Origin of the sequence: Pantoea sp. (genome assembly GCF_039594315.1) — a bacterium.
Taxonomy (GTDB): Bacteria; Pseudomonadota; Gammaproteobacteria; order Enterobacterales; family Enterobacteriaceae; genus Pantoea.
In genome coordinates, this window is the sequence record NZ_JBCNNP010000011.1 from 78,070 (window position 1) to 100,967 (window position 22,898).

19 protein-coding genes are annotated in these 22,898 nt (G+C 55.1%); 3 read left to right on the forward strand and 16 right to left on the reverse strand.

The window, feature by feature from the left end:
- Positions 1 to 41: 41 nt before the first annotated feature.
- A complete protein-coding gene (lysS, locus tag ABDW13_RS10005; RefSeq protein WP_343552410.1) occupies positions 42 to 1,562 on the reverse strand; it encodes a lysine--tRNA ligase in 1,521 nt (506 codons plus the stop codon).
- A 9-nt stretch (positions 1,563 to 1,571) separates the two neighbouring features.
- A protein-coding gene (gene prfB, locus ABDW13_RS10010) for a peptide chain release factor 2 (RefSeq protein WP_343552411.1) occupies positions 1,572 to 2,670 on the reverse strand; the annotation gives its coding sequence in 2 pieces (ribosomal slippage) (positions 1,572 to 2,594 and positions 2,596 to 2,670; 1,098 coding nt in all).
- A gap of 557 nt (positions 2,671 to 3,227) precedes the next feature.
- Here prfB and ABDW13_RS10015 point away from each other — a divergent pair.
- Positions 3,228 to 5,981, forward strand: a complete 2,754-nt coding sequence (locus tag ABDW13_RS10015; protein ID WP_343552412.1) for an autotransporter domain-containing protein — start codon at positions 3,228 to 3,230, stop codon at positions 5,979 to 5,981.
- 77 nt (positions 5,982 to 6,058) lie between these two features.
- Here ABDW13_RS10015 and recJ read toward each other — a convergent pair whose 3' ends face one another.
- From recJ to xerD, 3 genes are read right to left on the reverse strand one after another with little or no spacing between them, the layout of a single operon-like run.
- Positions 6,059 to 7,783 carry a single-stranded-DNA-specific exonuclease RecJ gene (gene recJ, locus ABDW13_RS10020; RefSeq protein WP_343552429.1) on the reverse strand — a complete coding sequence of 575 codons (1,725 nt, stop codon included), beginning with the start codon at positions 7,781 to 7,783 and terminating at the stop codon, positions 6,059 to 6,061.
- 9 nt (positions 7,784 to 7,792) lie between these two features.
- Positions 7,793 to 8,506 carry a bifunctional protein-disulfide isomerase/oxidoreductase DsbC gene (dsbC, locus tag ABDW13_RS10025; RefSeq protein ID WP_343552413.1) on the reverse strand — a complete coding sequence of 238 codons (714 nt, stop codon included), beginning with the start codon at positions 8,504 to 8,506 and terminating at the stop codon, positions 7,793 to 7,795.
- Positions 8,507 to 8,528: 22 nt separating this feature from the next.
- The gene (gene xerD / locus ABDW13_RS10030) at positions 8,529 to 9,428 is read right to left on the reverse strand and encodes a site-specific tyrosine recombinase XerD (RefSeq protein ID WP_343552414.1); all 900 of its coding nucleotides are present in this window, start codon (positions 9,426 to 9,428) and stop codon (positions 8,529 to 8,531) included.
- Between the two features lie 93 nt (positions 9,429 to 9,521).
- Between xerD and fldB the strand changes: the two genes are divergently transcribed.
- Positions 9,522 to 10,040 carry a flavodoxin FldB gene (gene fldB, locus ABDW13_RS10035; RefSeq protein ID WP_343552415.1) on the forward strand — a complete coding sequence of 173 codons (519 nt, stop codon included), beginning with the start codon at positions 9,522 to 9,524 and terminating at the stop codon, positions 10,038 to 10,040.
- On the opposite strand, the gene ABDW13_RS10040 is transcribed toward fldB, so the two are convergent.
- Both ABDW13_RS10040 and sdhE read right to left on the reverse strand, forming a co-directional pair.
- Positions 10,037 to 10,456, reverse strand: a complete 420-nt coding sequence (locus ABDW13_RS10040; RefSeq protein WP_343552416.1) for a protein YgfX — start codon at positions 10,454 to 10,456, stop codon at positions 10,037 to 10,039. The two genes, fldB and ABDW13_RS10040, sit on opposite strands and share 4 nt — an antisense overlap.
- A complete protein-coding gene (gene sdhE / locus ABDW13_RS10045; protein WP_343552417.1) occupies positions 10,431 to 10,697 on the reverse strand; it encodes an FAD assembly factor SdhE in 267 nt (88 codons plus the stop codon). The genes ABDW13_RS10040 and sdhE overlap by 26 nt, the downstream gene beginning before the upstream one ends.
- A gap of 220 nt (positions 10,698 to 10,917) precedes the next feature.
- Here sdhE and ygfZ point away from each other — a divergent pair, with 220 nt between their 5' ends.
- Entirely contained in the window at positions 10,918 to 11,901 is a 984-nt protein-coding gene (ygfZ, locus tag ABDW13_RS10050; RefSeq protein WP_343552418.1) for a tRNA-modifying protein YgfZ, read from the forward strand.
- 33 nt (positions 11,902 to 11,934) lie between these two features.
- On the opposite strand, the gene ABDW13_RS10055 is transcribed toward ygfZ, so the two are convergent.
- The 9 genes from ABDW13_RS10055 to ABDW13_RS10095 form a co-directional block, all read right to left on the reverse strand.
- A complete protein-coding gene (locus tag ABDW13_RS10055) occupies positions 11,935 to 12,588 on the reverse strand; it encodes a hemolysin III family protein (protein ID WP_343552419.1) in 654 nt (217 codons plus the stop codon).
- A 175-nt stretch (positions 12,589 to 12,763) separates the two neighbouring features.
- Positions 12,764 to 13,504: an SDR family oxidoreductase gene (locus tag ABDW13_RS10060; RefSeq protein ID WP_343552420.1), complete on the reverse strand. Its 741-nt coding sequence runs from the start codon at positions 13,502 to 13,504 to the stop codon at positions 12,764 to 12,766.
- Positions 13,505 to 13,570: 66 nt separating this feature from the next.
- Entirely contained in the window at positions 13,571 to 16,444 is a 2,874-nt protein-coding gene (gene gcvP / locus ABDW13_RS10065; RefSeq protein ID WP_343552421.1) for an aminomethyl-transferring glycine dehydrogenase, read from the reverse strand.
- Positions 16,445 to 16,541: 97 nt separating this feature from the next.
- On the reverse strand, positions 16,542 to 16,928 hold the full coding sequence (gene gcvH / locus ABDW13_RS10070) for a glycine cleavage system protein GcvH (protein ID WP_343552422.1): 387 nt from the start codon (positions 16,926 to 16,928) through the stop codon (positions 16,542 to 16,544).
- 21 nt (positions 16,929 to 16,949) lie between these two features.
- Entirely contained in the window at positions 16,950 to 18,047 is a 1,098-nt protein-coding gene (gene gcvT, locus ABDW13_RS10075) for a glycine cleavage system aminomethyltransferase GcvT (protein WP_343552423.1), read from the reverse strand.
- Positions 18,048 to 18,469: 422 nt separating this feature from the next.
- Entirely contained in the window at positions 18,470 to 19,672 is a 1,203-nt protein-coding gene (ubiI, locus tag ABDW13_RS10080) for an FAD-dependent 2-octaprenylphenol hydroxylase (RefSeq protein ID WP_343552424.1), read from the reverse strand.
- A 20-nt stretch (positions 19,673 to 19,692) separates the two neighbouring features.
- Entirely contained in the window at positions 19,693 to 20,871 is a 1,179-nt protein-coding gene (gene ubiH, locus ABDW13_RS10085) for a 2-octaprenyl-6-methoxyphenyl hydroxylase (RefSeq protein ID WP_343552425.1), read from the reverse strand.
- A complete protein-coding gene (gene pepP, locus ABDW13_RS10090) occupies positions 20,868 to 22,190 on the reverse strand; it encodes a Xaa-Pro aminopeptidase (RefSeq protein ID WP_343552426.1) in 1,323 nt (440 codons plus the stop codon). The genes ubiH and pepP overlap by 4 nt, the downstream gene beginning before the upstream one ends.
- A gap of 49 nt (positions 22,191 to 22,239) precedes the next feature.
- Positions 22,240 to 22,821, reverse strand: a complete 582-nt coding sequence (locus ABDW13_RS10095; RefSeq protein WP_343552427.1) for a YecA family protein — start codon at positions 22,819 to 22,821, stop codon at positions 22,240 to 22,242.
- Positions 22,822 to 22,898 lie beyond the last annotated feature (77 nt).

Sequence of the window (22,898 nt, forward strand, 5' to 3'; positions counted from 1 at the left end):
AGTGGGAGAGGAAGAAACCCGGATCGGAGACAGCGCGCTGATTACTTAGCGGTTGGACGCAACGCCGGGAACAGAATGACGTCGCGGATGGTGTGGCTGTTGGTGAACAGCATTACCATGCGGTCGATACCAATGCCCAAACCGGCGGTTGGTGGCAAACCGTGTTCCAGCGCGGTGACGTAATCTTCGTCGTAGAACATCGCTTCATCATCGCCAGATTCTTTAGCATTCACCTGTTGCAGGAAACGCTCAGCCTGATCTTCCGCATCGTTCAGCTCCGAGAAGCCGTTACCGATTTCACGGCCGCCGATGAAGAATTCAAAGCGATCGGTGATTTCTGGGTTCTCGTCGTTACGACGCGCCAGCGGTGATACTTCAGCCGGATATTCGGTGATGAAGGTTGGCTGAATCAGATGTGCTTCAGCGGTCTCTTCAAAGATCTCAGTTACCACGCGGCCGAGGCCCCAGCTCTTCTCGACTTTGATGTGCAGTGATTGAGCAATCGCCACCGCTTTATCGAAGTCTTCCAGATCGTTGAGATCGGTTTCCGGACGGTATTTCTTGATCGCTTCACGCATGGTGAGCTTCTCGAAAGGCTTGCCGAAATCGAAGCTGTGATCACCGTAAGGCACTTCAGTGGTGCCCAACACGTCCTGCGCCAAAGTACGGAACAGGCTTTCGGTCAGTTCGATCAGATCTTTGTAATCTGCATATGCCATATAGAGTTCCATCATGGTGAACTCTGGGTTATGACGCGGCGAAATACCTTCGTTACGGAAGTTACGGTTGATCTCGAACACGCGATCAAAGCCGCCAACCACCAAGCGCTTCAGGTACAGCTCTGGCGCGATACGCAGGTACATATCGATGTCGAGCGCATTGTGATGGGTGATAAACGGACGCGCAGATGCGCCGCCTGGAATCACCTGCATCATCGGCGTTTCCACTTCCATAAAGTCACGATTCACCATGAACTGACGGATACCCGCCATGATTTGTGAACGGATTTTGAAAGTTTTACGCGAATCGTCGTTGGAGATCAGATCGAGATAACGCTGACGATAACGAGTTTCCTGATCGGCCAGGCCGTGGAATTTATCCGGCAGCGGACGCAGTGCTTTGGTCAGCAGACGCAGTTCGGTGATGTGGATCGACAGTTCACCGGTTTTGGTCTTGAACAGCTTACCGCGCGCACCGAGGATATCGCCGAGATCCCACTTCTTGAACTGCTCGTTGTAGACGCCTTCTGGCAGATCGTCGCGTGATACGTAGATCTGAATCTGGCCGCCAACATCTTGCAAGGTAGCGAATGACGCTTTACCCATGATGCGGCGCGTCATCATACGACCCGCCACGCTCACTTCCACGCCAAGCGCTTCCAGCTCTTCGTTCTCTTTGGCATCGTAGCTGGCGTGCAGCAGATCGGAGGTGGTGTCACGGCGGAAATCGTTAGGGAACGCCACGCCTTTTTCACGCAGCGCGCTGAGTTTTTCGCGACGCGCTTTCAGTTCGTTGTTTAACTCAAGGGCGTCATCAGCGCTCTGCGGTTGTTGTTCAGACATGTCGGTTCCTTATAGCCCTGCTTTTAAACTTGCTTCGATAAAACGATCGATATCGCCATCCAGCACCGCTTGGGTGTTGCGGGTTTCTACGCTGGTGCGCAGATCCTTGATACGCGAATCGTCGAGAACATAAGAACGGATCTGGCTGCCCCAGCCGATATCAGATTTGTTATCTTCCGCTGCCTGCTTGTCCGCGTTTTTCTTCTGCATCTCATATTCATACAGCTTGGCGCGTAACTGCTTGAAGGCCTGATCTTTGTTCTTGTGCTGAGAACGGTCGTTCTGGCACTGCACCACAATGTTGGTCGGCAAGTGGGTAATACGCACCGCAGACTCGGTTTTGTTGACGTGCTGACCACCCGCACCGGAGGCGCGATAGACGTCGATACGCAGATCGGCCGGATTGATTTCGATATCAATGTTGTCATCCACTTCCGGGTAGATAAACACCGAACTGAATGAAGTATGACGACGACCGCCGGAATCGAACGGGCTCTTACGCACCAGGCGATGTACGCCAGTTTCGGTACGCAACCAGCCAAACGCGTAGTCACCGATGATTTTAATGGTGGCGGATTTAGTACCGGCCACTTCACCGTCTGACTCTTCGATAATTTCGGTTTTATAGCCTTTGGCTTCGGCCCAACGCAGATACATGCGCAGCAGCATGCTGGCCCAGTCCTGCGCTTCGGTGCCGCCGGAACCGGCTTGAATATCCATGTAGCAGTCGGCGCTATCGTATTCGCCAGAGAACATGCGGCGGAATTCCAGTTCGCCCAGTTTCACTTCCAGCGCATCCAACTCAGCAACCGCTTCGTTGAAAGTCTCTTCATCGTCGGCTTCTACCGCCAGATCCAGCAAGCCCTGCACATCTTCCAGGCCTTGACGCATGTGATCCAAGGTGTCCACCACCGCTTCCAATGAGGAGCGTTCTTTGCCCAGCGCCTGCGCGCGTTCTGGCTCGTTCCAGACGTCAGGCTGTTCCAGCTCGGCGTTTACTTCTTCGAGGCGTTCTTTCTTAGCATCGTAGTCAAAGATACCCCCGAAGAACGTCGCTGCGCTCGGTGAGATCCTGAATACGATTTTTGACCGGATTAATTTCAAACATGGCTTTTCAGTCTTTTTTGACGATTCGGTGAAAGGAGATAAAAACTAACGCGCTAGTTTACCCGAAACCAGGCGCAGTTTGTAGCATTGCACGCGGCTGAACGTTGCGCGCGCGAGGGGAAAGAAAAAATATTTTCATGCTTATTGGAAAGTCGCTGAACCAGCGGTTTCCTAAAAGCACTGCCGCCTGCCTGTCGCGACGGAATCATCTTAAGAAATTTCCTACAAATACCAATCAATAAATGTCAGCAAGCGTCATTAAACCTCATGATTTAAAAAGAAATATAACCAATAATCCTGCCAGAGAAATTTCCTGCTTTTAAGCAGACGTGTCTCGATTAACGCCAGCAATCTAGTGATATTCAGGCCATTACTTTGCCCGCTCGCCGCTTATCATTTTCACCTGGTGACTATCTCACTCTGGACAACGTGAACGTCCGCACCGTTTGTCACCACGCCCGCCAGGAACGCATTACCCAAGACAAGGAATGACGCACTACGCAACGCCCGTTAACGTGAGCGGGCTCGACATGTCCTGAGAGACATGAAGGAGCATTGATGGCCATTCCCGGTTTGCGCACTTCCCCGCGCTTGCTTGCTGTGTTAATTCCCTTGTTACTCGCCGCTTGTGGTGGTGGCGGTGGCGGTGGCGGCAGTTCGTCGCCCGCGCCGACCGTCAATGAGCCACAAATCCCTTCACAGCCCAGCGCGGTCAGTAATGCCACTAAAGTCGGCATTATTGATTCTGGCTTGTCGCCCGGTCACAGCGAAATCAATTACGCCAACGTGCAGTTTGCCAGTTATATCGCAGGCGGCAGCAACACGCTGAATGATAATCAGGGTATCAACGGCCACGGTACTGTGGTGGCGCTGACACTGCTCGGTTTGTCCTCCAGCAGCGCGCTGTATATGGCGCAAGGTTCACAGAATAATATCTTCCAATATGATGACACCGAACGTGCGGTGAACGGCTTGCTCGGCCAGGGCGTGCGCATCATCAACATGTCGTTTGCCTCGACCGATCGCCTGACCAGCCAACAAGCGCTGCTCAATGCTCAACCGAGCTATCAAGCCTTGTATCGCAGCTTGCGTAACATTCAGGCGGCGGATGGTTTAGCGGTGGTGATCACCGGCAACGGCGGCACGGCAACACCTTCCCCGAACGCGCAAATCCCGCTGATTTATCAGGATAATGCGCTGAAGAATAATATTTTGGCGGTGACCGGCATTATGCCAAATACCGCCAACGATGCGGCGAATCGCCCGGCGTTGACCGGGCCGTTTGATGCCTGTGGCAACGCCGCCGCATGGTGTTTGAGCGCGCCAGGCTATACCGATTATCTCTATCAAAACTCTGATGGCAGTTGGGTGCGCGCCCGCAGTTACGGCACTTCGTTTGCGGCACCACGCGCCACGGCCGCCGCTTCGCAAGTGTTGCAACGCTTCCCGTGGATGAGCGGCTATAACTTGCAGCAAACGCTGCTCACCACCGCCACCTATCGAAGTGATGCTTATAACAACGTCGCCGACAGCGCCAACGGTCGGCCTTACAACGATACCTTTGGCTGGGGCGATCTCAATCAAGCCAAAGCGCTGAATGGCCCAGCGATGTTCTGGGCCAATGACTTCCACGCCAGCCTCGATGCCGGACGTTATGTGTTTGCCAATGCCATCAGCGGCGATCACGGTTTAGTGCTGGATGGTGCAAACAACGGCGGCGTCCTGCAATTAACCGGCAACAACAGCTACCTCGGCCAAACCAGCGTGTCGGCCAATACCTTGCTGATTGATGGCGCGATTGCCGGTAATGCCAACGTCAGCGGCAGCGGCACCTTGGGCGGTTCAGGGCAAATTGGCGGCAATCTTGTCAACCAAGGTGCGGTCAATGGCGGCTTGCAGGTGCAAGGTGATTATCAGCAGGCGAGCAACGGCGCACTGAATATCGCGCTGAATAGCCCGCTGCGCGTTGCAGGACATTCGACGCTGGATGGCACTCTTAATCTCGCTCCACCCTCTTCAAGTTATGTGGTGAAACAGCAGGAAACCTTGCTCACCAGCAGCAACGGTGTGAGCGGTCAGTTTAGCCAGGTGAATACCGGCGTGTTCCTTGATGGTTCGGTGAGCTACAACGCCAATAGCGTCACCGGCCAACTGACGCGTAAAAATACCGCCGCAGCGGCCTCAGCGATGGGCTTGAGCGGTGCCAGCACCCAGCAAACGGCAGCAAATCTGGAACAGGCATTTAGCGTGGCGGATAACTGGCAGCAACAAAGCTCGCTGAGCAGCACGCAGCAATCTGCCCTCGGTGCGGCGGGCGCATTTCAGACGCTGGCGGATGCCAGCAGCGCGCAGAGCGCCATCAACTCCCTTTCCGGTCAGGCTCATGCATCCAACAATGCCGTGCTGTTTAACGCGCTCGATTATCAATCGCGCCTGTTGAACAACCGCATCGCCGATGCCAGCGCCGACCAGCGTTACGGCTTCTGGCTGGAGAGCGGTCAATTGCGCGGCTCACTGGATCAGGATGGCTACCTCGGCACCGATTATCGCAACACGCTGACTGCGCTGGGCGTGGATAGCGATTTCGGCGTGCAAGGCCTGCGTTTGGGCATCGCGTGGACGCAAAACCAGATCGACTCCACTTACGCCGAAACCGGCGGCAGCAGCCGCGATCGTCTGCAAGGCGCGATGTTGTATGGTCGCTTTGATGTGACGCCTGAATGGTATTTCCAGGGCAACCTCAGCTATCAACATGGCAACAACGAACTCAAGCGTTTGGTGTTGCTGGATGAAGCCACGCCAGTTTCATCGTCCAGTAGCAGCAACAGCTGGCAAGCGGCGCTGCAAAGCGGCTACCGCTGGACGCTGGATGACAACTATCGGCTGGAGCCGTATCTCGGTTGGCGCGAAACGGGCCTGCAAACTGGCGCATTTGCCGATAGCGGAAGTGCGTTCGGCTTAAATGGCGACGGTGACAGCTATCGTCGCAGCGTTGGTTATAGCGGTCTGAGCGTCAGCGCGCGCCAGGATTGGTCGGCCGGTTGGTGGAGCATGTTGAGCTTGTACGGCGAATATCAGTACGCCTTTAACAATCCGTCGATGGATGTTAGCGCGCGCTGGAGCGGTTTCGGTGGCGAGCAGAACAGCTTTACCATTCCGGGCATGCAGCTTGATCGTCGTTCACAGTGGTTAGGCCTACGGTTGGATGTGGCACAGTCGGCTCGCGCGCGGCTGTTCCTGCGTGCCGATCAGCACTTCGCCGAACACGGTGACGAGAAAGTGCTGCGCGGCGGCGTGGATATGAGTTTTTGATTTAGGCCAGAAGAATGCGATAAATCGCGCCGCTACGAATGCATGCATATCTCGTAGCGGCGCGATTTTAGCGAGAATTACAGCGGCCAAACGTGATCGATAATCAGCTGCACCGAGCGATTACCGCGATACTCGTTGATGTCCAATTTGTACGCCAATTGCACCTGACGCACGCTGCTATCCGGCCACAATGTGGTATCGACATTGAACGCAATGCCATCCAACAACGGGCCGCCGCCCAGCGGCTCGACCATCACTTTGAGATGACGCTCGCCTACTAAGCGCTGTTGCAGCAGTTTGAATTTGCCGTCGAATACCGGTTCCGGGAATGCTTGCCCCCACGGCCCGGCTTCGCGCAGCATTTCAGCGGTGTGCAGGGTAAACTCCTGCGCGTGTAGTTCACCGTCCGACCAAATCACGCCCTGCAACGCTTCACCATCCAGCCATTCATCAATCAGATCGGCAAACCGCTGGCGGAATTCGTCGTACTTCTCGGTTTGCAGAGACAAACCCGCCGCCATCGCGTGACCACCAAACTTGATCATCAAGCCGGGATAAAGCGTGTCGAGACGTTCCAGCGCATCGCGCAGATGCAATCCGGCAATCGAACGACCTGAACCTTTCAGCGTGCCGTCACCGGCGGGTGCAAAGGCGATCACCGGTCGATGAAAACGTTCTTTCAAGCGTGATGCCAAAATCCCCACCACGCCCTGATGCCATTCCGGATGGTAAAACGCCAGACCAAGCGGCAGATCGGTGTGTTGGCGCTCCAGCTCATCGCACAGCGCCAGCGCTTCACTTTTCATGCCCTGCTCGATCTCTTTGCGCGTCTGATTCAGCGCATCGAGTTCGTTCGCCAGCATACGCGCTTGCGCGATGTCTTCAGTGAGCAACAGCGCTACGCCAACCGACATGTCATCCAGACGACCGGCGGCATTCAGGCGCGGCCCAACGGCAAAGCCAAGATCGCTGGCGGCAAGCTGGCGCGCATCGCGGTTGGCAATTTCCAGCAGCGCACGAATCCCGGCACGACATTTACCCGCACGAATGCGGCTCAAACCTTGCCACACCAAAATGCGATTGTTGGCATCGAGCGGCACCACATCGGCCACGGTTCCCAGCGCCACCAGATCCAGCAGCTCGGCTAAATTGGGTTCGGCGCGACCATCGTTAAACCAGTTTTGCTGACGCAGATGCGCACGCAGCGCCAGCATTAGGTAGAAAGCCACGCCGACGCCCGCCAACGAACGCGAAGGAAATTCGCTGTCGTTGAGGTTCGGGTTCACAATCGCTTCGGCGGCTGGCAAGGTTTCGCCCGGCAAGTGGTGATCGGTGATGAGTACCGGAATGCAGTGCTGATGCGCAGTATCCACGCCCGCATGGGAGGAAATGCCGTTATCAACGGTGAGAATCATCTCCGCGCCGCGTGCTTTAGCTTGCTCGACCACTTCCGGGCTTAATCCATAGCCATCTTCAAAACGGTTCGGCACCAGGTAATCGACATTGCCACCCAAACTGCGCAGCGCCAGCACGGTTAATGCGGTGCTGGTCGCGCCATCGGCATCGAAATCGCCGACCACCACAATACGCTTGCCCGCTTGCAGCATCTGATGCAGCAGAGTTACTGCGGCTTCAATGCCACCGAGCGTCTGCCACGGCAACAGATGTTTCGCGCCGCGTTCCAGCTCCTGCGCCAGTTTCACGCCGCGTTGCAGATACAAACGGCGCAATAACGGCGCTAGATCGGCGGGCAATTCGGCGTCGGTCTCGGCTTCGCGCCGACGCAATTCAACAGAATGCATCACGGTGCGTTAACCGCCGCGCTTCTGGCCGTCGAGCACCTGCTTCAGCTCTTGCGGTCCCTGATAGCCAGGAATCATCATACCGCTGTCGGTAAGAATCGCTGGCGTGCCCTGAATGCCAAACAGGATGCCGAGTTTGTATTGCTGCTCAAGATTGATTTTGCAGGTTGCTGGCGCTTCCATCTGCGGGGCATCGCCTTTCATCGCCGCATCAAACCCTTTTTTGCGATCGGCGCTGCACCAGATGGCGCGCATGGCTTTTTCCACCTGACCGTTCAGACCTTCACGCGGGAAAGCCAGATAACGCACGGTGATGCCCAGCGCGTTGTAATCCGCCATTTGCTCATGCAGCTTGCGGCAATAGCCGCAGGTGATGTCGGTAAACACGGTGATCACGTGCTGCTCTTTCGGCGCTTTGTAGACAATCATGTCTGGCTCAAGCGCGGTGACTTTTTTGTCCAACAGCTTGTTGGTGACGTTGATTGGCTGCGTACCGCTGACATCGTAAAGCGGGCCTTGAATCATGTGCTTGCCATCTTCAGAGACGTACAGCACGCCGCTGTCGGTTAACACGGTTTTGATGCCCGGCAACGGCGATGGCTGGATTTCTGACTGTTCCAGACCGAGTTTCTTCAGGGTTTGCTGAATGGCGCTGTCATCGGCATGCGCAAATCCAGTAAATGCACTGACCAGCAGAGCCAGCATCGTAAGCTGCTTTTTCATCTTAAATCCTTGTTACCGCATCTCAAGCGCGCGGATGATGCTGTTGATGTAACAGACGCAGGCGCTCGGTGGCGACATGCGTATAAATTTGGGTGGTCGAGAGGTCGCTGTGGCCCAGCAACATCTGTACGACGCGCAAATCCGCGCCGTGGTTCAGTAAATGTGTGGCAAATGCGTGGCGCAGCACATGCGGCGACAACTTTTCGCTATCGATACCGGCAAGGGTCGCATAGTGTTTGATGCGATGCCAGAAGGTCTGCCGCGTCATTTGCTGCGCGCGTTGGCTCGGGAACATCACGTCGAGCGTTTGCCCATTGAGCAGCCACGGACGACCATGTTCCATATAATATTCAATCCAGTAAACCGCTTCTTCACCTAACGGCACAAGGCGCTCTTTATTGCCTTTACCGATCACTCGCACCACGCCCTGACGCAAACTGAGATCGCTGATGGTCAAACTGACCAATTCGGTGACGCGTAAACCGGTGGCGTAGAGCAATTCCAGCATCGCCTTGTCGCGCAGTTCAAGTGGAATATCAATGCTCGGCGCTTGCAGCAAGCGTTCGACTTGGTTTTCGCTGAGATCTTTGGGCAAGCGTTGCGGCAATTTCGGCGCGGAAAGCAGCGCGCTGGGATCGTCACTGCGCACTTTTTCGCGGTATAAATATTGGCATAAACGGCGGATAGCGCTGAGAGTGCGCGCGGAACTGGTGGCTTTATAGCCGCCTTCAACACGTTCGGCGAGAAACTGCTGCAAATCCAATGCTTCAAGCGTCAGCAGCGTGCGATCATGGTGATGCAGCCAGCCGGTCAACGTTTGCAAATCCTGGCGATAGGACGCGAGCGTGTTCTGCGCCAGATTGCGCTCAATCCAAAGCGCATCCAGAAACTGTTCGATCAGATCGCTGTCCTGCACTGTCATCTCCCGCGTGTGAAATCGTGCTCATTATGCCTGAAAGTAGTCTGCTTCTGGTACAATTGCGCCCGAGTGAGTTTAAGTCAGAGCATTAATTGCATGAATATCGGTCTGTTTTACGGTTCAAGTACCTGTTACACCGAGATGACGGCGGAGAAGATTCGCGACTTTATCGGTGAAGAATTAGTCACACTGCACAATCTGAAAGATGACGATCCGTCGCTGATGGAGCAGTACGATTTGCTGATCCTCGGCATTCCAACCTGGGATTTCGGTGAATTGCAGGAAGATTGGGAAGCGATTTGGCCGCAAATTCCTACGCTGAATCTGCGCGGGAAAATTGTCGCGCTGTACGGGATGGGCGACCAGGGCGAATACGCCGAATGGTTCCTCGATGCGCTGGGCATGCTGCATGAGTTGCTGCAGCCGATGGGCGTGCAGTTTGTCGGTTACTGGCCGCTGGACGGTTATGAGTTTACCAGCAAGAAGCCGCTCACCGCCGATGGCTCGCAGTTCGTCGGTTTAGCACTGGATGATGTCAACCAGTTCGAACAGAGCGATGAACGCGTTGAACAGTGGTGCGAACAGATTCTGACGGAAACCGCCGCGCTGCTTTAAGGCAGCGTTTGTTCATCACGTAGAAAACAGCAGGCGCGCAACGTTCGCCATTCAGCAGGCGGCAGATTATCGTGCATCAACCACAGCCGCCAGCGCTGACCTTGTTGATTACGTAGCACCAGCAAAACCCCATACGGCAACCAATCTGGCTTACGCTCGGCTTGCCAGCGCAAGCCGCGCCACAGCCAATCGCCCTGCGCGTCCAATGCCAAACATCCCACGCGCTGTACTAAACGACGTTCATTGCGCCAGCCTTCCGCCCATAACAACAGTAATAGCGGTGCTTCACCCCACGCCCACTCAGCGGGCCAACTAAGGCTCAGCAGCAATACGCTGCACAGCAAAAACAGCGTCACATTCAGCGCGCGCGCACTGCGTGACGCCCGCAAATTACATTGCCACCGGACCGCGTTCACGATTGCGCTGCTGAATCAGTTTCACCATGCGTTTGAACTCGGGGTCAACCGGTTCACCGTGATTCATCAGCCAGTTGAACAAGTCAGGATCGTCACTCTTTAATAGCGCGATAAATACCTGCTTATCCGTGTCATCCAGCGAATCATATTCGTATTTGAAAAACGGCATGATGGCGATGTCCAATTCCAGCATGCCACGACGGCACGCCCATTGAACGCGGGCTTTGTCATTAATTTCCATGTCTCTCATTCCATGGCTAAAAACAGTGGGGCTAAGTGTACCTGCTTTTTTTTCTCGCTGCAGGCGCAGTGCTGATTGCTGTGCAATGTCACGACACTTCTTCCCTGTAATTGCAGAGGTCATCACGCGATTTGTGCGCCAGATTCAGTAAACAGGTTGCAATGCCGAACTGCTCTTTTAACATTGGCAACTGGATAACCTCATCAATCAGGAATGACACATGTCGATTTTTACCCTTCCACCTCGCCAGCCTGCTGCATCGTCACGCCTGCCTTTAACCCTGATTTCGCTCGACGAATGGGCGCTGGTCAAGGTGCAGGGCAATGACAGCACGTCGTATCTGCAAGGCCAGCTCACACTGGACGTTGCCGCAATGGGCGAGACGCAACACCGCCCGGCCGCGCATTGCGATGCCAAGGGGAAAATGTGGAGCAATATCCGTTTATTCCATCGCACTGAAGGCTACGGCTACATTGTGCGTCGCAACCTGCGCGAACAGCAGTTGACCGAGTTGAAGAAGTACGCGGTGTTCGCCAAAGTGACCATCGTGGCGGATGACGATGCCGTTTTACTCGGTGTGGCTGGTTTTCAGGCGCGCGCCGCGCTGGCGAATCTGTTCGATACGTTGCCGGATGCCGAAACGCCAGTGGTGCAGCAAGGTGAAAGCACTCTGCTGTGGTTTGAACAGCCCGCCGAACGTTTCCTGTTAGTCACCACGCTTGAGCAAGCCAATGCGCTGAAAGACAAGCTCGCGGGTGAAGCGCAGTTTAATGACAGCCTGCAATGGCTGGCGCTGGATATCGAAGCCGGTATTCCGGTGATTGAAACCGCCACCAGCGCGCAACTGATCCCACAAGCCACTAACTTGCAGGCGCTGGACGCCATCAGCTTTAAAAAGGGCTGCTACACCGGCCAGGAAATGGTGGCACGCGCTAAATTCCGCGGGGCGAATAAGCGTGCCCTGTATTGGCTGGCTGGCAATGCCAGCAAGGTGCCAGAAGCCGATAGTTCATTGGAATTGCAGATGGGCGACAAATGGCGTCGTACTGGCACGGTGCTAAGCGGCGTGCAGTTGGATGACGGCAGCGTCTGGGTGCAAGTGGTGATGAACAACGATCTGGAACCGGATAGCGTGCTGCGCGTGGAAGGCGACGAGAGTGGCAAATTAACCATTCAACCACTGCCGTATTCACTGGCAGAGTAAAAAAACGGCGGCCATCGAGCCGCCGTTTCTCTGTTACATCACGTAGAAATAGATCGCGCAGAAGTGCAGAACGCTGCCGCCTAGCACAAAACCGTGCCAGATAGCGTGGCTGTAAGGAATACGGCGCGAGACATAAAAAATCACGCCCAGCGAATAGACCACGCCGCCCGCCGCCAGTAACCATATCCCACCCGCCGACAGCTTGATCGCCAACTGGTAGATCACCACCAATGATAACCAACCCATGCTGAGATAGGTCACCAGTGACAGCGCTTCAAAGCGATGAGCAAAGGCCATCTTGAACAGCACCCCCATCAGTGCAAGGCTCCAAATCACTACCATCAAGCCTTGTGCCAGTGGAGAGTTCAGGCCCACCAGCAAAAACGGCGTGTAGGTGCCGGCAATCAACACATAGATGGCGCAATGGTCGAGTTTTTTTAACCAGTATTTGGCTTTCTGATGCGGAATTGCGTGATAAAGCGTTGATGCCAGATAAAGCAAAATAATGCTGCCACCGTACAAACTGTAACTGGTAATCGCGGTAACGTTAGCTTGTGTTTCAATGGCTTGCGTTAGCATTAATACCAAGCCGATGATACCAAATATGCAGCCGATACCGTGGCTAATGCTGTTGGCAATCTCTTCTGCCAATGAATAGCCTTGGGCAATAATTCGGTTCTGTACCATGTAGGTGTGTTCCTGAACATCGGAGGGAGCAATTGTGCTTTTTGTGCGCAACCAGAGTAACCAGGAAAATTTTCAGTGTACACATGTACGCTAAAATAATTATGTGAATGGGTGTGAATGATTAAGAGCGATTTTGACAAGGGTCGCCAAAAATGGCGACCCTACGGTGGGTGGCTTATCTTCCACCGGCAGCATCGATAAAAGTGCCGGTAACATACGATGCGGCATCGCTTGCCAGCCAGACAATGGCTTGGGCTATTTCATCGGCTTGGCCGCCACGTCCCATCGGCAGTGAACTTGCCAAACGATCAACTCTGCCCGGCTCGCCGCCATCGGCATGCATTTCGGTATAAATCAGACCTGGACGCACACTGTTGACGCGAATGCCCTGCGCCGCCACTTCCAGCGATAAGCCCTTGGTTAAGCTATCCATCGCCCCTTTCGATGCGGCGTAATCGACATATTCCCCCGGTGCGCCTAAGCGGGATGCGGCCGAGGATACGTTGACGATCGCGCCACCTTTGCCGCCGTGATGTGTTCCCATACGCTTTACCGCTTCGCGACAGCAGATAAAAGTGCCAGTGACGTTGGTGGCGAACACGCGCTGAATACGCTCAGCGTCGAGATCTTCAACGCGACACTGCGTAGAGAGAATGCCGGCGTTATTGACCAAAACGCGTAATGCACCTTGATTATCGATTTCGGTAAACATGCGCAGCACCTGCGCTTCTTCAGCAATATCCGCCTGCACGGCAAATGCGCTGCCGCCCTGCGCTTCAATCTCTGCTACCACCGCAGCGGCTTCATCCGCGCGTTGGCGATAGTTGATCGCCACGCGATAACCGGCCTGCGCCAGCAATAAAGCGGTGGCGCGTCCAATGCCGCGACTACCGCCAGTAACCAAAGCCAGATCCATTTTTGCCTCCAAAACAAAAGGGCCGCAATCGGCCCTTTAATTAATCAACGTTAACAATAGCCTGATTTACTGATATTCGCTCATTGGTACACAGCTACAGAAAACGTTGCGGTCGCCATACACATCATCCAAACGCTTCACCGTTGGCCAATATTTGTTGGCGCTGCCCGCAGGGAATACCGCCAGTTCGCGGGTGTACGGATGCGTCCAATCGCCAACGATTTCCATCTGCGTGTGCGGCGCGTTCACCAACGGGTTGTCTTCCAGCGGCCATTCGCCATCAGCCACGCGATCGATTTCCATACGGATGGCCAGCATCGCGTCAATAAAGCGATCCAGCTCGATTTTGCTTTCTGATTCCGTTGGCTCAACCATCAAGGTGCCGGCAACTGGGAATGACATGGTTGGGGCGTGGAATCCGTAATCGATCAGTCGTTTCGCAATATCCAACTCGCTGATGCCGGTTTGCTCTTTCAATGGACGAATGTCGAGAATACATTCGTGTGCTACACGACCGTCGCGGCCTGCATACAGAATCGGATAAGCCGATTGCAGGCGGCTAGCAATGTAGTTGGCATTCAGAATCGCGACCGAACTGGCTTGCTTGAGGCCTTCCGCGCCCATCATACGGATGTACATCCAGCTGATTGGCAGAATTGAAGCGCTACCAAACGGTGCCGCTGAAACTGCGCCTTGCTGCGTCAGGACGCCATCGATTTGCACCACGCTGTGGCCCGGCACGAACGGTGCCAAATGCGATTTCACACCGATTGGACCCATACCTGGACCGCCACCGCCGTGCGGGATGCAGAAGGTTTTGTGCAGGTTGAGGTGCGAAACGTCCGCGCCGATGTAACCTGGCGTGGTGATACCGACCTGCGCGTTCATGTTGGCCCCATCGAGATACACCTGACCGCCGTGCTGATGCACGATCTGGCACACTTCACGAATGGTTTCTTCATACACGCCGTGGGTGGATGGATAGGTCACCATGATGCATGACAGTTGTTCGCCAACCTGCGCGGCTTTCTCACGCAGATCGCCGAGATCGATGTTGCCTTGTTTATCACACGCGACCACCACCACCGCCATGCCCGCCATTTGCGCGGACGCTGGGTTGGTGCCATGCGCAGAACTTGGGATCAGGCAGACATTACGGCCGCCTTCATTGCGGCTTTCGTGGTAGCGGCGAATCGCCAGCAGACCGGCATATTCACCTTGTGCGCCGGAGTTCGGCTGCATGCAAAGTGCGTCGTAACCGGTTAATTGCACCAGCCATTGCGACAGCTGACCAATCATCTGCAAGTAGCCCGTCGCCTGCTCTGCCGGGCAGAACGGATGCAGCTCGGCAAATTCAGGCCAGGTGATTGGAATCATTTCCGCCGCAGCGTTGAGTTTCATGGTGCACGAGCCGAGCGGGATCATCGCCTGGTTCAGCGCCAGATCTTTTTTCTCCAGGCTGTGCATGTAACGCATCATCTCAGTTTCGCTGTGATGACGATTGAATACGGGATGCGTCAGGAATTCACTTTCACGCACCTGTCCAGCAGGGATCGCGCTGTTTTCCGCAGCCACTGCCGCATCCAGTGCGTCAATATCCTGGCCGTGCGCATCGCCCAGCAGAATCGCCAGTAGCGCCAGCACATCTTCACGCGTGGTGGTTTCATCCAGCGTGATACCAACGGCGTTAAGCACGTCGCTGCGCAGGTTGACGCCAAAGCTCAGTGCGCGATTCAGCACCGCGGCTTTATCGGCCACTTCCACGGTCAGCGTATCGAACCAGCTGTTGTGACGCAGTTTCAAACCGCCATTTTGCAGGCCAGCCGCCAGAATGCTGGTGAGGCGATGAATGCGTGAAGCAATGCGCTTCAGCCCAACCGGGCCATGATAAACCGCGTACAGACCCGCGATATTGGCCAGCAATACTTGCGAAGTACAGATGTTGGAGTTGGCTTTCTCACGACGGATATGTTGCTCACGGGTTTGCATCGCCATGCGCAGTGCAGTATTACCGGCGGCATCGCGGGAAACGCCGATGATGCGGCCAGGCATCGAGCGTTTGTGCTCGTCGCGGCTGGCGAAGAAGGCGGCGTGCGGACCGCCGTACCCCATCGGTACGCCGAAACGCTGTGCAGAGCCAAACACAATGTCAGCGCCCTGCTTGCCTGGCGCTTCTAACTGCACCAGCGCCATGAAATCAGCCGCCACGCTGACCACCACTTTGCGGTTTTTCAGCTCAGCGATCAGTGAACGGTAATCGTGAACTTCACCGTGCGTACCCACCTGTTGCAGCAGCACGCCAAACAGGTCGTCGTGATCCAGCACTTTGTCGGCGCTGTCGATGATCAGTTCAAAGCCAAAGGTTTCAGCGCGGGTGCGCACCACATCCAGCGTTTGCGGATGGATGTCATCGGCGATGAAGAATTTAGTCGCGTTCTTCAGCTTACTCACGCGCTTCGCCATCGCCATCGCTTCGGCTGCGGCGGTGGCTTCGTCGAGCAGTGACGCGGATGCGATATCCAGTCCGGTCAGATCCAACGTCAGCGTCTGGAAGTTCAGCAACGCCTCAAGACGGCCCTGCGACACTTCCGGCTGATACGGCGTATACGCGGTGTACCAGCCTGGGTTTTCCAGCATGTTGCGCAGGATAACCGGCGGGGTGATCACCGCGCTGTAGCCCATACCAATCCAGGATTTATAGCGTTGGTTCTGACTGGCAATGGCTTTCAACTCGGCCAGCGCTTGTTGTTCGGTCGCGGCATCGCCAACCGCAGGCGGGCCCGGCAGTTGAATGTCAGCAGGAACAATAGATGCGATCAACGATGAGAGCGAACTGGCACCAATCGTTTCCAGCATCAGGGCCTGTTGTTCCGGCGTAGGACCGATGTGGCGCTCAATGAAAGCACCGTTGTGTTCAAGCTGGCTGAGAGTCTGAGTCATGTGCAGTAAATCCTGAGTCGGGCTGGGTGACAAAAAAGGCATTAAATCAGGCAAAAAAAGAAGGTGCCGCCACGCGCCACCTTCTTAAGTTTACCGGTTACTCGTCGATAGATGCTTTGTAGGCATCGGCGTCCAGCATGGCGTCGAGTTCTGACTCGTCGCTGGCTTTGATGCGGAACAACCAACCATCGGCATACGGCGCGCTGTTAACCAGCTCCGGTGAATCACCCAGTTGGTCATTCACCGCCACGATTTCACCGCTCAGCGGTGCGTAAATGTCGGAAGCGGCTTTTACTGATTCGGCAACCGCGCAATCATCGCCCGCAGCAAAGGTCGCGCCCACGTCTGGCAAATCGACAAACACCATATCGCCCAGCAGATCCTGTGCGTGTTCAGTGATGCCCACGGTGAAAGTACCGTCAGCTTCTTTACGGACCCACTCGTGACTATCGCGATATTTCAATTCACTTGGCACATTGCTCATTGGCCATTTCTCCTGAAAAAATTACTGGGCGACCGGTTTACCGGCTCGAACAAAAATAGGTTTAGTCACTTTCACCGGCATTTCCCGGTTACGGATTTCGACAATGGCCTGCTCGCCAATACCTGCCGGCACGCGCGCCAGTGCGATGCTGCAACCCAGCGTTGGTGAGAAGGAACCGCTGGTAATAATACCTTGCTGTGGCTGACCTTGTTCATCGGTGAAACGTACCGGCAAACCGTTACGCAACACACCTTTTTCGGTCATGATCAGCCCAACCAATTTTTCGGTGCCGTGCTCGCGCTGCGATTGCAAAGCATCACGACCAATGAAATCGCGATCGTTCGGTTCCCAGGTGATGGTCCAGCCCATGTTGGCCGCCAGCGGCGAAACGCCTTCATCCATCTCCTGACCGTACAAATTCATGCCCGCTTCGAGACGTAAGGTATCGCGTGCGCCGAGACCAGCGGGTTTGACGCCCGCAGCCAGCAATTGCTGCCAGAAAGCAGCGGCTTCCGTTGCCGGCATGGCAATCTCATAGCCGGCTTCGCCGGTGTAACCGGTGGTGGCGATGAACAGATTTTCTGCCTGCACGCCAAAGAACGGTTTCATGCCGGCAACAGCCGCACGTTGAGCATCGCTGAACAACGTCTGGGCTTTTTGCTGCGCATTCGGACCTTGCACCGCGATCAATGCCAGATCGTCACGTTCGGTCAATTCCACGCCGAACGGCTGAGCATGCTGTTTAATCCACGCCAAATCCTTCTCACGCGTGGCGGAGTTCACCACCAGACGGAAGAAGTCTTCGCTCATAAAGTAAACAATTAAATCATCAATGACGCCAGCAGAAGCATTCAGCATGCCGGTGTACAGCGCTTTGCCTGGCTGGGTTAATTTGGCGACATCGTTCGCCAACAGATAACGCAGGAATTCGCGGGTGCGTGCGCCGCGCAGATCGACAATGGTCATATGGGAAACATCAAACATGCCGGTATCGTTACGCACCGCGTGATGCTCATCCATTTGCGAGCCGTAATGCAGCGGCATCATCCAACCATGGAAGTCCACCATGCGCGCACCGCAGGCTTGATGCTGTTCGAATAGAGGCGTTTGCTGAGTCATAACCATCCTGTGAAAACAAGTGAGTGTGACGCGCCTGCGCCGCCTTTTCAGGCCGACGCAAACGTTCTCTTTATGCTGAAGTTATCACCTAACGCGGCAATTAACCATGAGGAAAACGAGGGCGAAACACTACCACCTTTCAAGGTGCCATCGAACACCAACCAGCATAATTCACTACGTTATTGTGATTAACCTCGCACAAAATACGACTAAATTACTTTGATACAGCAAATTGAGGGAATCCACGCCACAACTTTATGAAATGGTTCGGTCTGGGTGGAGCATTAACATGAGATTAACTAATGCGAATTGATGGGTAAAATTAGAATAAATCAAATGAGGCGCGATTTGGGTGCATCGTTGCATCACAACGGTGCACTAAACAAAAACGGCGCCTGATTAGGCGCCGTTGGTAGAAGAGATTAACGTATCCAACTGGGGAGATCGTTGAGTCCCATCGCTTGTTTCAGCATCAGAGGTTTAACGCCTGGCAAGGTATCTGCCAGCTTTAAGCCCACATCACGCAACAGTTTTTTCGCCGGATGCGTCCCGGCAAACAATTCGCGGAAACCCTGCATGCCTGCCAGCATCATCGCTGCGCTGTGTTTGCGGCTGCGCTCATAACGACGCAAATAGAGGTGCTGACCAATGTCTTTGCCTTCCAGATGCAGACGACGGATTTCACCAATCAATTCGGCCGCATCCATAAAGCCCAAATTTACGCCCTGCCCGGCCAGCGGATGAATGGTATGCGCAGCATCGCCGACCAACGCTAAGCGATGCGCGGCAAAGTTACGGGCATAGCGCGCCATCAGCGGGAAGGTTTTGCGCTCGCTTTCTACCTGACACAAGCCAAGTCGCATATCAAACGCCACCGATAATTGCTGGTTAAACAACGCTTCCGGCATGGATTGCATGCGCGTTGCTTCCTGCGGTGACAGTGACCAGACAATCGAACAAAGATGCGGATCCTGCATTGGCAGGAACGCCAGAATACCATCGCCGTGGAACACCTGACGCGCGATGGCATCGTGCGGCATATCGGTGCGAATGTTGGCAACCAAAGCGTGATGTTCATAATCCCAGAAGGTCAGCGGGATATCGGCTTTGTCGCGCAGCCACGAATTGGCACCGTCTGCGGCAATCAGCAAACGTGCGCTCATCATGCTGCCATCTTGCAGCGTGACAAAGGCTTCGTTATCGCCAAACGCCACTTGCTGCAACTGCGCAGGCGCAAACAAGGTGATATCGCTGCATTGACTGGCGCGCTGCCACAATGCGCTGTGAATCACTTCATTTTCAATGATATGGCCGAGGTGCGATAAGCCTTGTTGCTCGTCATCAAAACTGATCGAGCCGAAGCTGTCCTGATCCCACACTTCCATGCCGTGATAGGCGCTGGCGCGCAGTGCCAGAATGCTCGACCACACATCGAGCTTTTGCAGCAGACGTTCGCTGGCAGCGTTGATGGCGGAGACGCGAATCGAAGCGCTCGCCGCCAGATCAAATTGTGGCTCAGGTGCTTTTTCCAGCACGGCAACGCGCAAGCCGCTGCCTTGTAATCCGCATGCGACGGCCAAACCCACCATGCCGCCACCGGCGATTGCCACATCAAAAGTTTGCATTGCTGCCCCTTAATTCATGCTTAACGCTTGACCCAGCCGAGCGTGCGCGCGGCAAGTGGGTTTCGCAGCCATGGCAGATGGTCCATTGCCACCAGCCCAAGATTTCGTCCTGCTACTAACGGCACATAACGATTGGCAAACATCCGCACTAAGCCGTCGGTGACGCCAATTGTCGCGGCACGATCGGGCTGACGCCGCGCGGCAAAATGCTGCAATACCGCATAACTGCCGGGATCCTGCTGCTGACGATGCGCGCTTGCCAGCGTTTCCGCCAGCGACATCACATCACGCAGGCCAAGATTGAAGCCTTGCCCGGCAATCGGATGCAGCGTTTGCGCCGCATTGCCGACCAACGCCAGACGATGCGTCACCTGACGTTCGGCGGTTTGCAGCGCCAGCGGATAGAGTTCGCGTTGACCGGTATGCGCGAATCGCCCCAAGCGCCAGCCAAAAGCGCGCTGAAGGTGTTGCAGGAAGATCGCATCATCCCACTGTTGAATCGCGGATTGCGCGTCAATCGGATGGCACCACACCAACGACATCCGATTGCCCGACATCGGCAACAACGCCAGCGGGCCGTGTTCCGTGAAGCGTTCAAACGCACGGCCTTGATGCGGCAGTTGCGTAGTGACATTGGCAATCACCGCCAACTGCTGATAATCGTCACGCTGCCAGGTGATGCCGCAAGAGGCAGCGAGCGGCGAACGTGAACCATCAGCAGCCACCAGCAATGCGCCATCGAGTTGCTCGCCGCTGTTCAGCGTGATTTGCACATTGTCTGCGCTTCGCGTCACGTTGGTTACGTGATCCGGACAGCGCAGCGTGACGCCAGGCGCCGTTTTCAGGCGCTGGAACAGGCGTTGGCCGACATCGAAAAGCTCGACAACCTGGCCCAACGCAGGCAATTGGTGATCTTCGGCCTTAAGTGAGACAAAACCAGTATGCCCGCGATCGGAAACGTGAATATCGGTGATCGGCGTGCCGCAATCCGCCAGCGAGCGCCACAGATCGATATCCGCCAACTGCTGGCAAGTACCCGCAGCCAACGCAATCGCGCGTCCGTCATAACCCGGATGCGCGCGGCTGTCGGGTTGGCTGCGTTCGATTAGCGTGACCGGCAATTGGCCTTGCGTCAGGTGCGAAATCGCCAGTGCTAATGTCGCTCCGGTCATGCCGCCGCCAGCAATCAAAATGCTCATGCGTGACGTGCCGCCGCCATCAAGGCTTCGATTGCATCAGCATCTTTTACCACGCTGTCAGTGAGGTTTTCGTTGCCCTCTTCGGTGATAACGATGTCATCTTCGATGCGGATGCCAATGCCGCGATATTGCGCCGGCACTTTGGCGTCTGGCGCGATATACAAGCCCGGTTCGATGGTTAACACCATGCCCGGTTCGAGAATGCGATCGCGGCTTGGCGTGCCGTAATGGCCGACATCGTGCACATCCAGTCCCAGCCAGTGGCTCAATCCGTGCATGAAGAACGGGCGATGCGCCTGCTCTTCAAATAATGTGTCGATATTGCCATCAAGGATGCCGAGATCGACCAAGCCAGTAATCATAATCCGCACCACTTCGTCGTTGACGTCATGGATGCTGATGCCCGGGCGGAACATCGACAACGCTTTGTACAGCGACGCCAGCACGATGTCGTAAATCTCACGTTGCGGTTTACTGAACTTACCGTTCACCGGGAAGGTTCGAGTGATATCGCCGGCGTAACCGTGGAATTCACAGCCTGCGTCGATTAACACCAGATCGCCGTCGCGCATTTCACTTTCGTTTTCGGTGTAATGCAGGATGCAGCCGTTTTCGCCAGAACCGACGATGGTGTTATACGACGGAAAACGCGCGCCGTGGCGATTGAATTCGTGGTGAATCTCACCTTCCAGCTGATATTCAAACATGCCTGGACGACAAGCTTGCATCGCGCGCGTATGTGCCAGCGCGCTGATTTTTCCGGCCCGACGCAGAATCTCAATCTCTTCGGCGCTTTTGAACAGGCGCATATCGTGCACCCATGGACGCCAATCGGTGACAGTGTTCGGCGCGCTGAGATTTTGACGGAAGCCGCGACGCAGTTTTTCCAGCGCGCTGAAAACTAATTGATCCGCCTCGGCGTATTCGCCCTGCGCGTGGTAAACCACATCCAGACCATTCAGCAATTGGTGCAATTGCTCGCCAATGTCATCCCACGGCAACGCGCGATCAACGCCCAGTTTTGCCGGTGCCGCATCTTGTCCCAGACGGCGGCCAAACCAGATTTCAGCGGTGAGATCGCGTACGCGGTTGAACAGCACGCTGTGATTATGTTTGTCATCACTTTTGATCAGCACCAGCAGCGCTTGCGGTTCATTGAAACCGGTGAAGTACCAGAAATCGCTGTTTTGACGGAAGTTATATTCGGTGTCGTTGCTACGCGTCACTTCAGGTGCCGCAAAAATCAACGCCGCACTGCCCGGCTTCATGCGAGCAATCAACGCCTGACGACGCTGCTGGAAGGTATCCAAAGTAATCATGTTTGCACTCCCTGTTGAAGACGGGCGACAACGTCCCGCATTAACGCGCTTAGTGTAACGTGGGTTTTTGCACTTCAGGTGCTGTTGGCTGATGCTGACGCGTGAAGGTATCGTGGCAAAGCAAAGCCGCGACGCGCACGTACTCAATCACCTCTTCCAGCGATTGCTCTAGCTCTTCCTGATCTTCATCTTCGTCATAACCGAGTTGGGCGATAGTGCGCAAATCGTCAATCGCTTCACCGGTTTCGCCGGTGACCTTTTCCAGTTTCGGTTGCGTAACGCCCAAACCCAGTAGGAAATGATTGACCCAACCGGCCAGTGCATCAGCGCGGTCGAATACCGTGATGTCATCATCTTCCGGCAGCATCAGCTGGAACATAAAGCCTTCGTCTTCCAGGGTGTTGGCCAGGCTTTCGTGCAGCGCTTGCAACGGTTGCGACAGACTTTGCGAAAACGCCATGCCTTCGTTGGTGAGGTCGTGCACCATGGTTTTCCAGCTGGTGTCCTGATTGCCGCCACAGAGAATTCCGGAAAGAAGTCCGTGCATTTCGGCTGGCGTCATGCCCACGCCCTGCTGTGAAAGGGCCGCGGCTAGCGCGTTGTAACTCGGCGTTGCGTTCTGTAAAGACATAAGCTTTGGTCGTCGTTGGCAGAATAAGTTCGTGTTATGCTACCACCAGGTGCCTCTGGGTTTCCAGAAAAGGGGTT

Excerpts from the sequence above, each read along its gene's own strand:
- lysS (WP_343552410.1), bottom strand. The coding sequence starts at position 1,562 with ATGTCTGAACAACAACCGCAGAGCGCTGATGACGCCCTTGAGTTAAAC.
- ABDW13_RS10015 (WP_343552412.1), top strand. The coding sequence starts at position 3,228 with ATGGCCATTCCCGGTTTGCGCACTTCCCCGCGCTTGCTTGCTGTGTTA.
- recJ (WP_343552429.1), bottom strand. The coding sequence starts at position 7,783 with ATGCATTCTGTTGAATTGCGTCGGCGCGAAGCCGAGACCGACGCCGAA.
- dsbC (WP_343552413.1), bottom strand. The coding sequence starts at position 8,506 with ATGAAAAAGCAGCTTACGATGCTGGCTCTGCTGGTCAGTGCATTTACT.
- xerD (WP_343552414.1), bottom strand. The coding sequence starts at position 9,428 with ATGACAGTGCAGGACAGCGATCTGATCGAACAGTTTCTGGATGCGCTT.
- fldB (WP_343552415.1), top strand. The coding sequence starts at position 9,522 with ATGAATATCGGTCTGTTTTACGGTTCAAGTACCTGTTACACCGAGATG.
- sdhE (WP_343552417.1), bottom strand. The coding sequence starts at position 10,697 with ATGGAAATTAATGACAAAGCCCGCGTTCAATGGGCGTGCCGTCGTGGC.
- ygfZ (WP_343552418.1), top strand. The coding sequence starts at position 10,918 with ATGTCGATTTTTACCCTTCCACCTCGCCAGCCTGCTGCATCGTCACGC.
- ABDW13_RS10055 (WP_343552419.1), bottom strand. The coding sequence starts at position 12,588 with ATGGTACAGAACCGAATTATTGCCCAAGGCTATTCATTGGCAGAAGAG.
- ABDW13_RS10060 (WP_343552420.1), bottom strand. The coding sequence starts at position 13,504 with ATGGATCTGGCTTTGGTTACTGGCGGTAGTCGCGGCATTGGACGCGCC.
- gcvP (WP_343552421.1), bottom strand. The coding sequence starts at position 16,444 with ATGACTCAGACTCTCAGCCAGCTTGAACACAACGGTGCTTTCATTGAG.
- gcvH (WP_343552422.1), bottom strand. The coding sequence starts at position 16,928 with ATGAGCAATGTGCCAAGTGAATTGAAATATCGCGATAGTCACGAGTGG.
- gcvT (WP_343552423.1), bottom strand. The coding sequence starts at position 18,047 with ATGACTCAGCAAACGCCTCTATTCGAACAGCATCAAGCCTGCGGTGCG.
- ubiI (WP_343552424.1), bottom strand. The coding sequence starts at position 19,672 with ATGCAAACTTTTGATGTGGCAATCGCCGGTGGCGGCATGGTGGGTTTG.
- ubiH (WP_343552425.1), bottom strand. The coding sequence starts at position 20,871 with ATGAGCATTTTGATTGCTGGCGGCGGCATGACCGGAGCGACATTAGCA.
- pepP (WP_343552426.1), bottom strand. The coding sequence starts at position 22,190 with ATGATTACTTTGGATACCTTCCAGCAGCGTCGTCAGGCGTTGATTGCT.
- ABDW13_RS10095 (WP_343552427.1), bottom strand. The coding sequence starts at position 22,821 with ATGTCTTTACAGAACGCAACGCCGAGTTACAACGCGCTAGCCGCGGCC.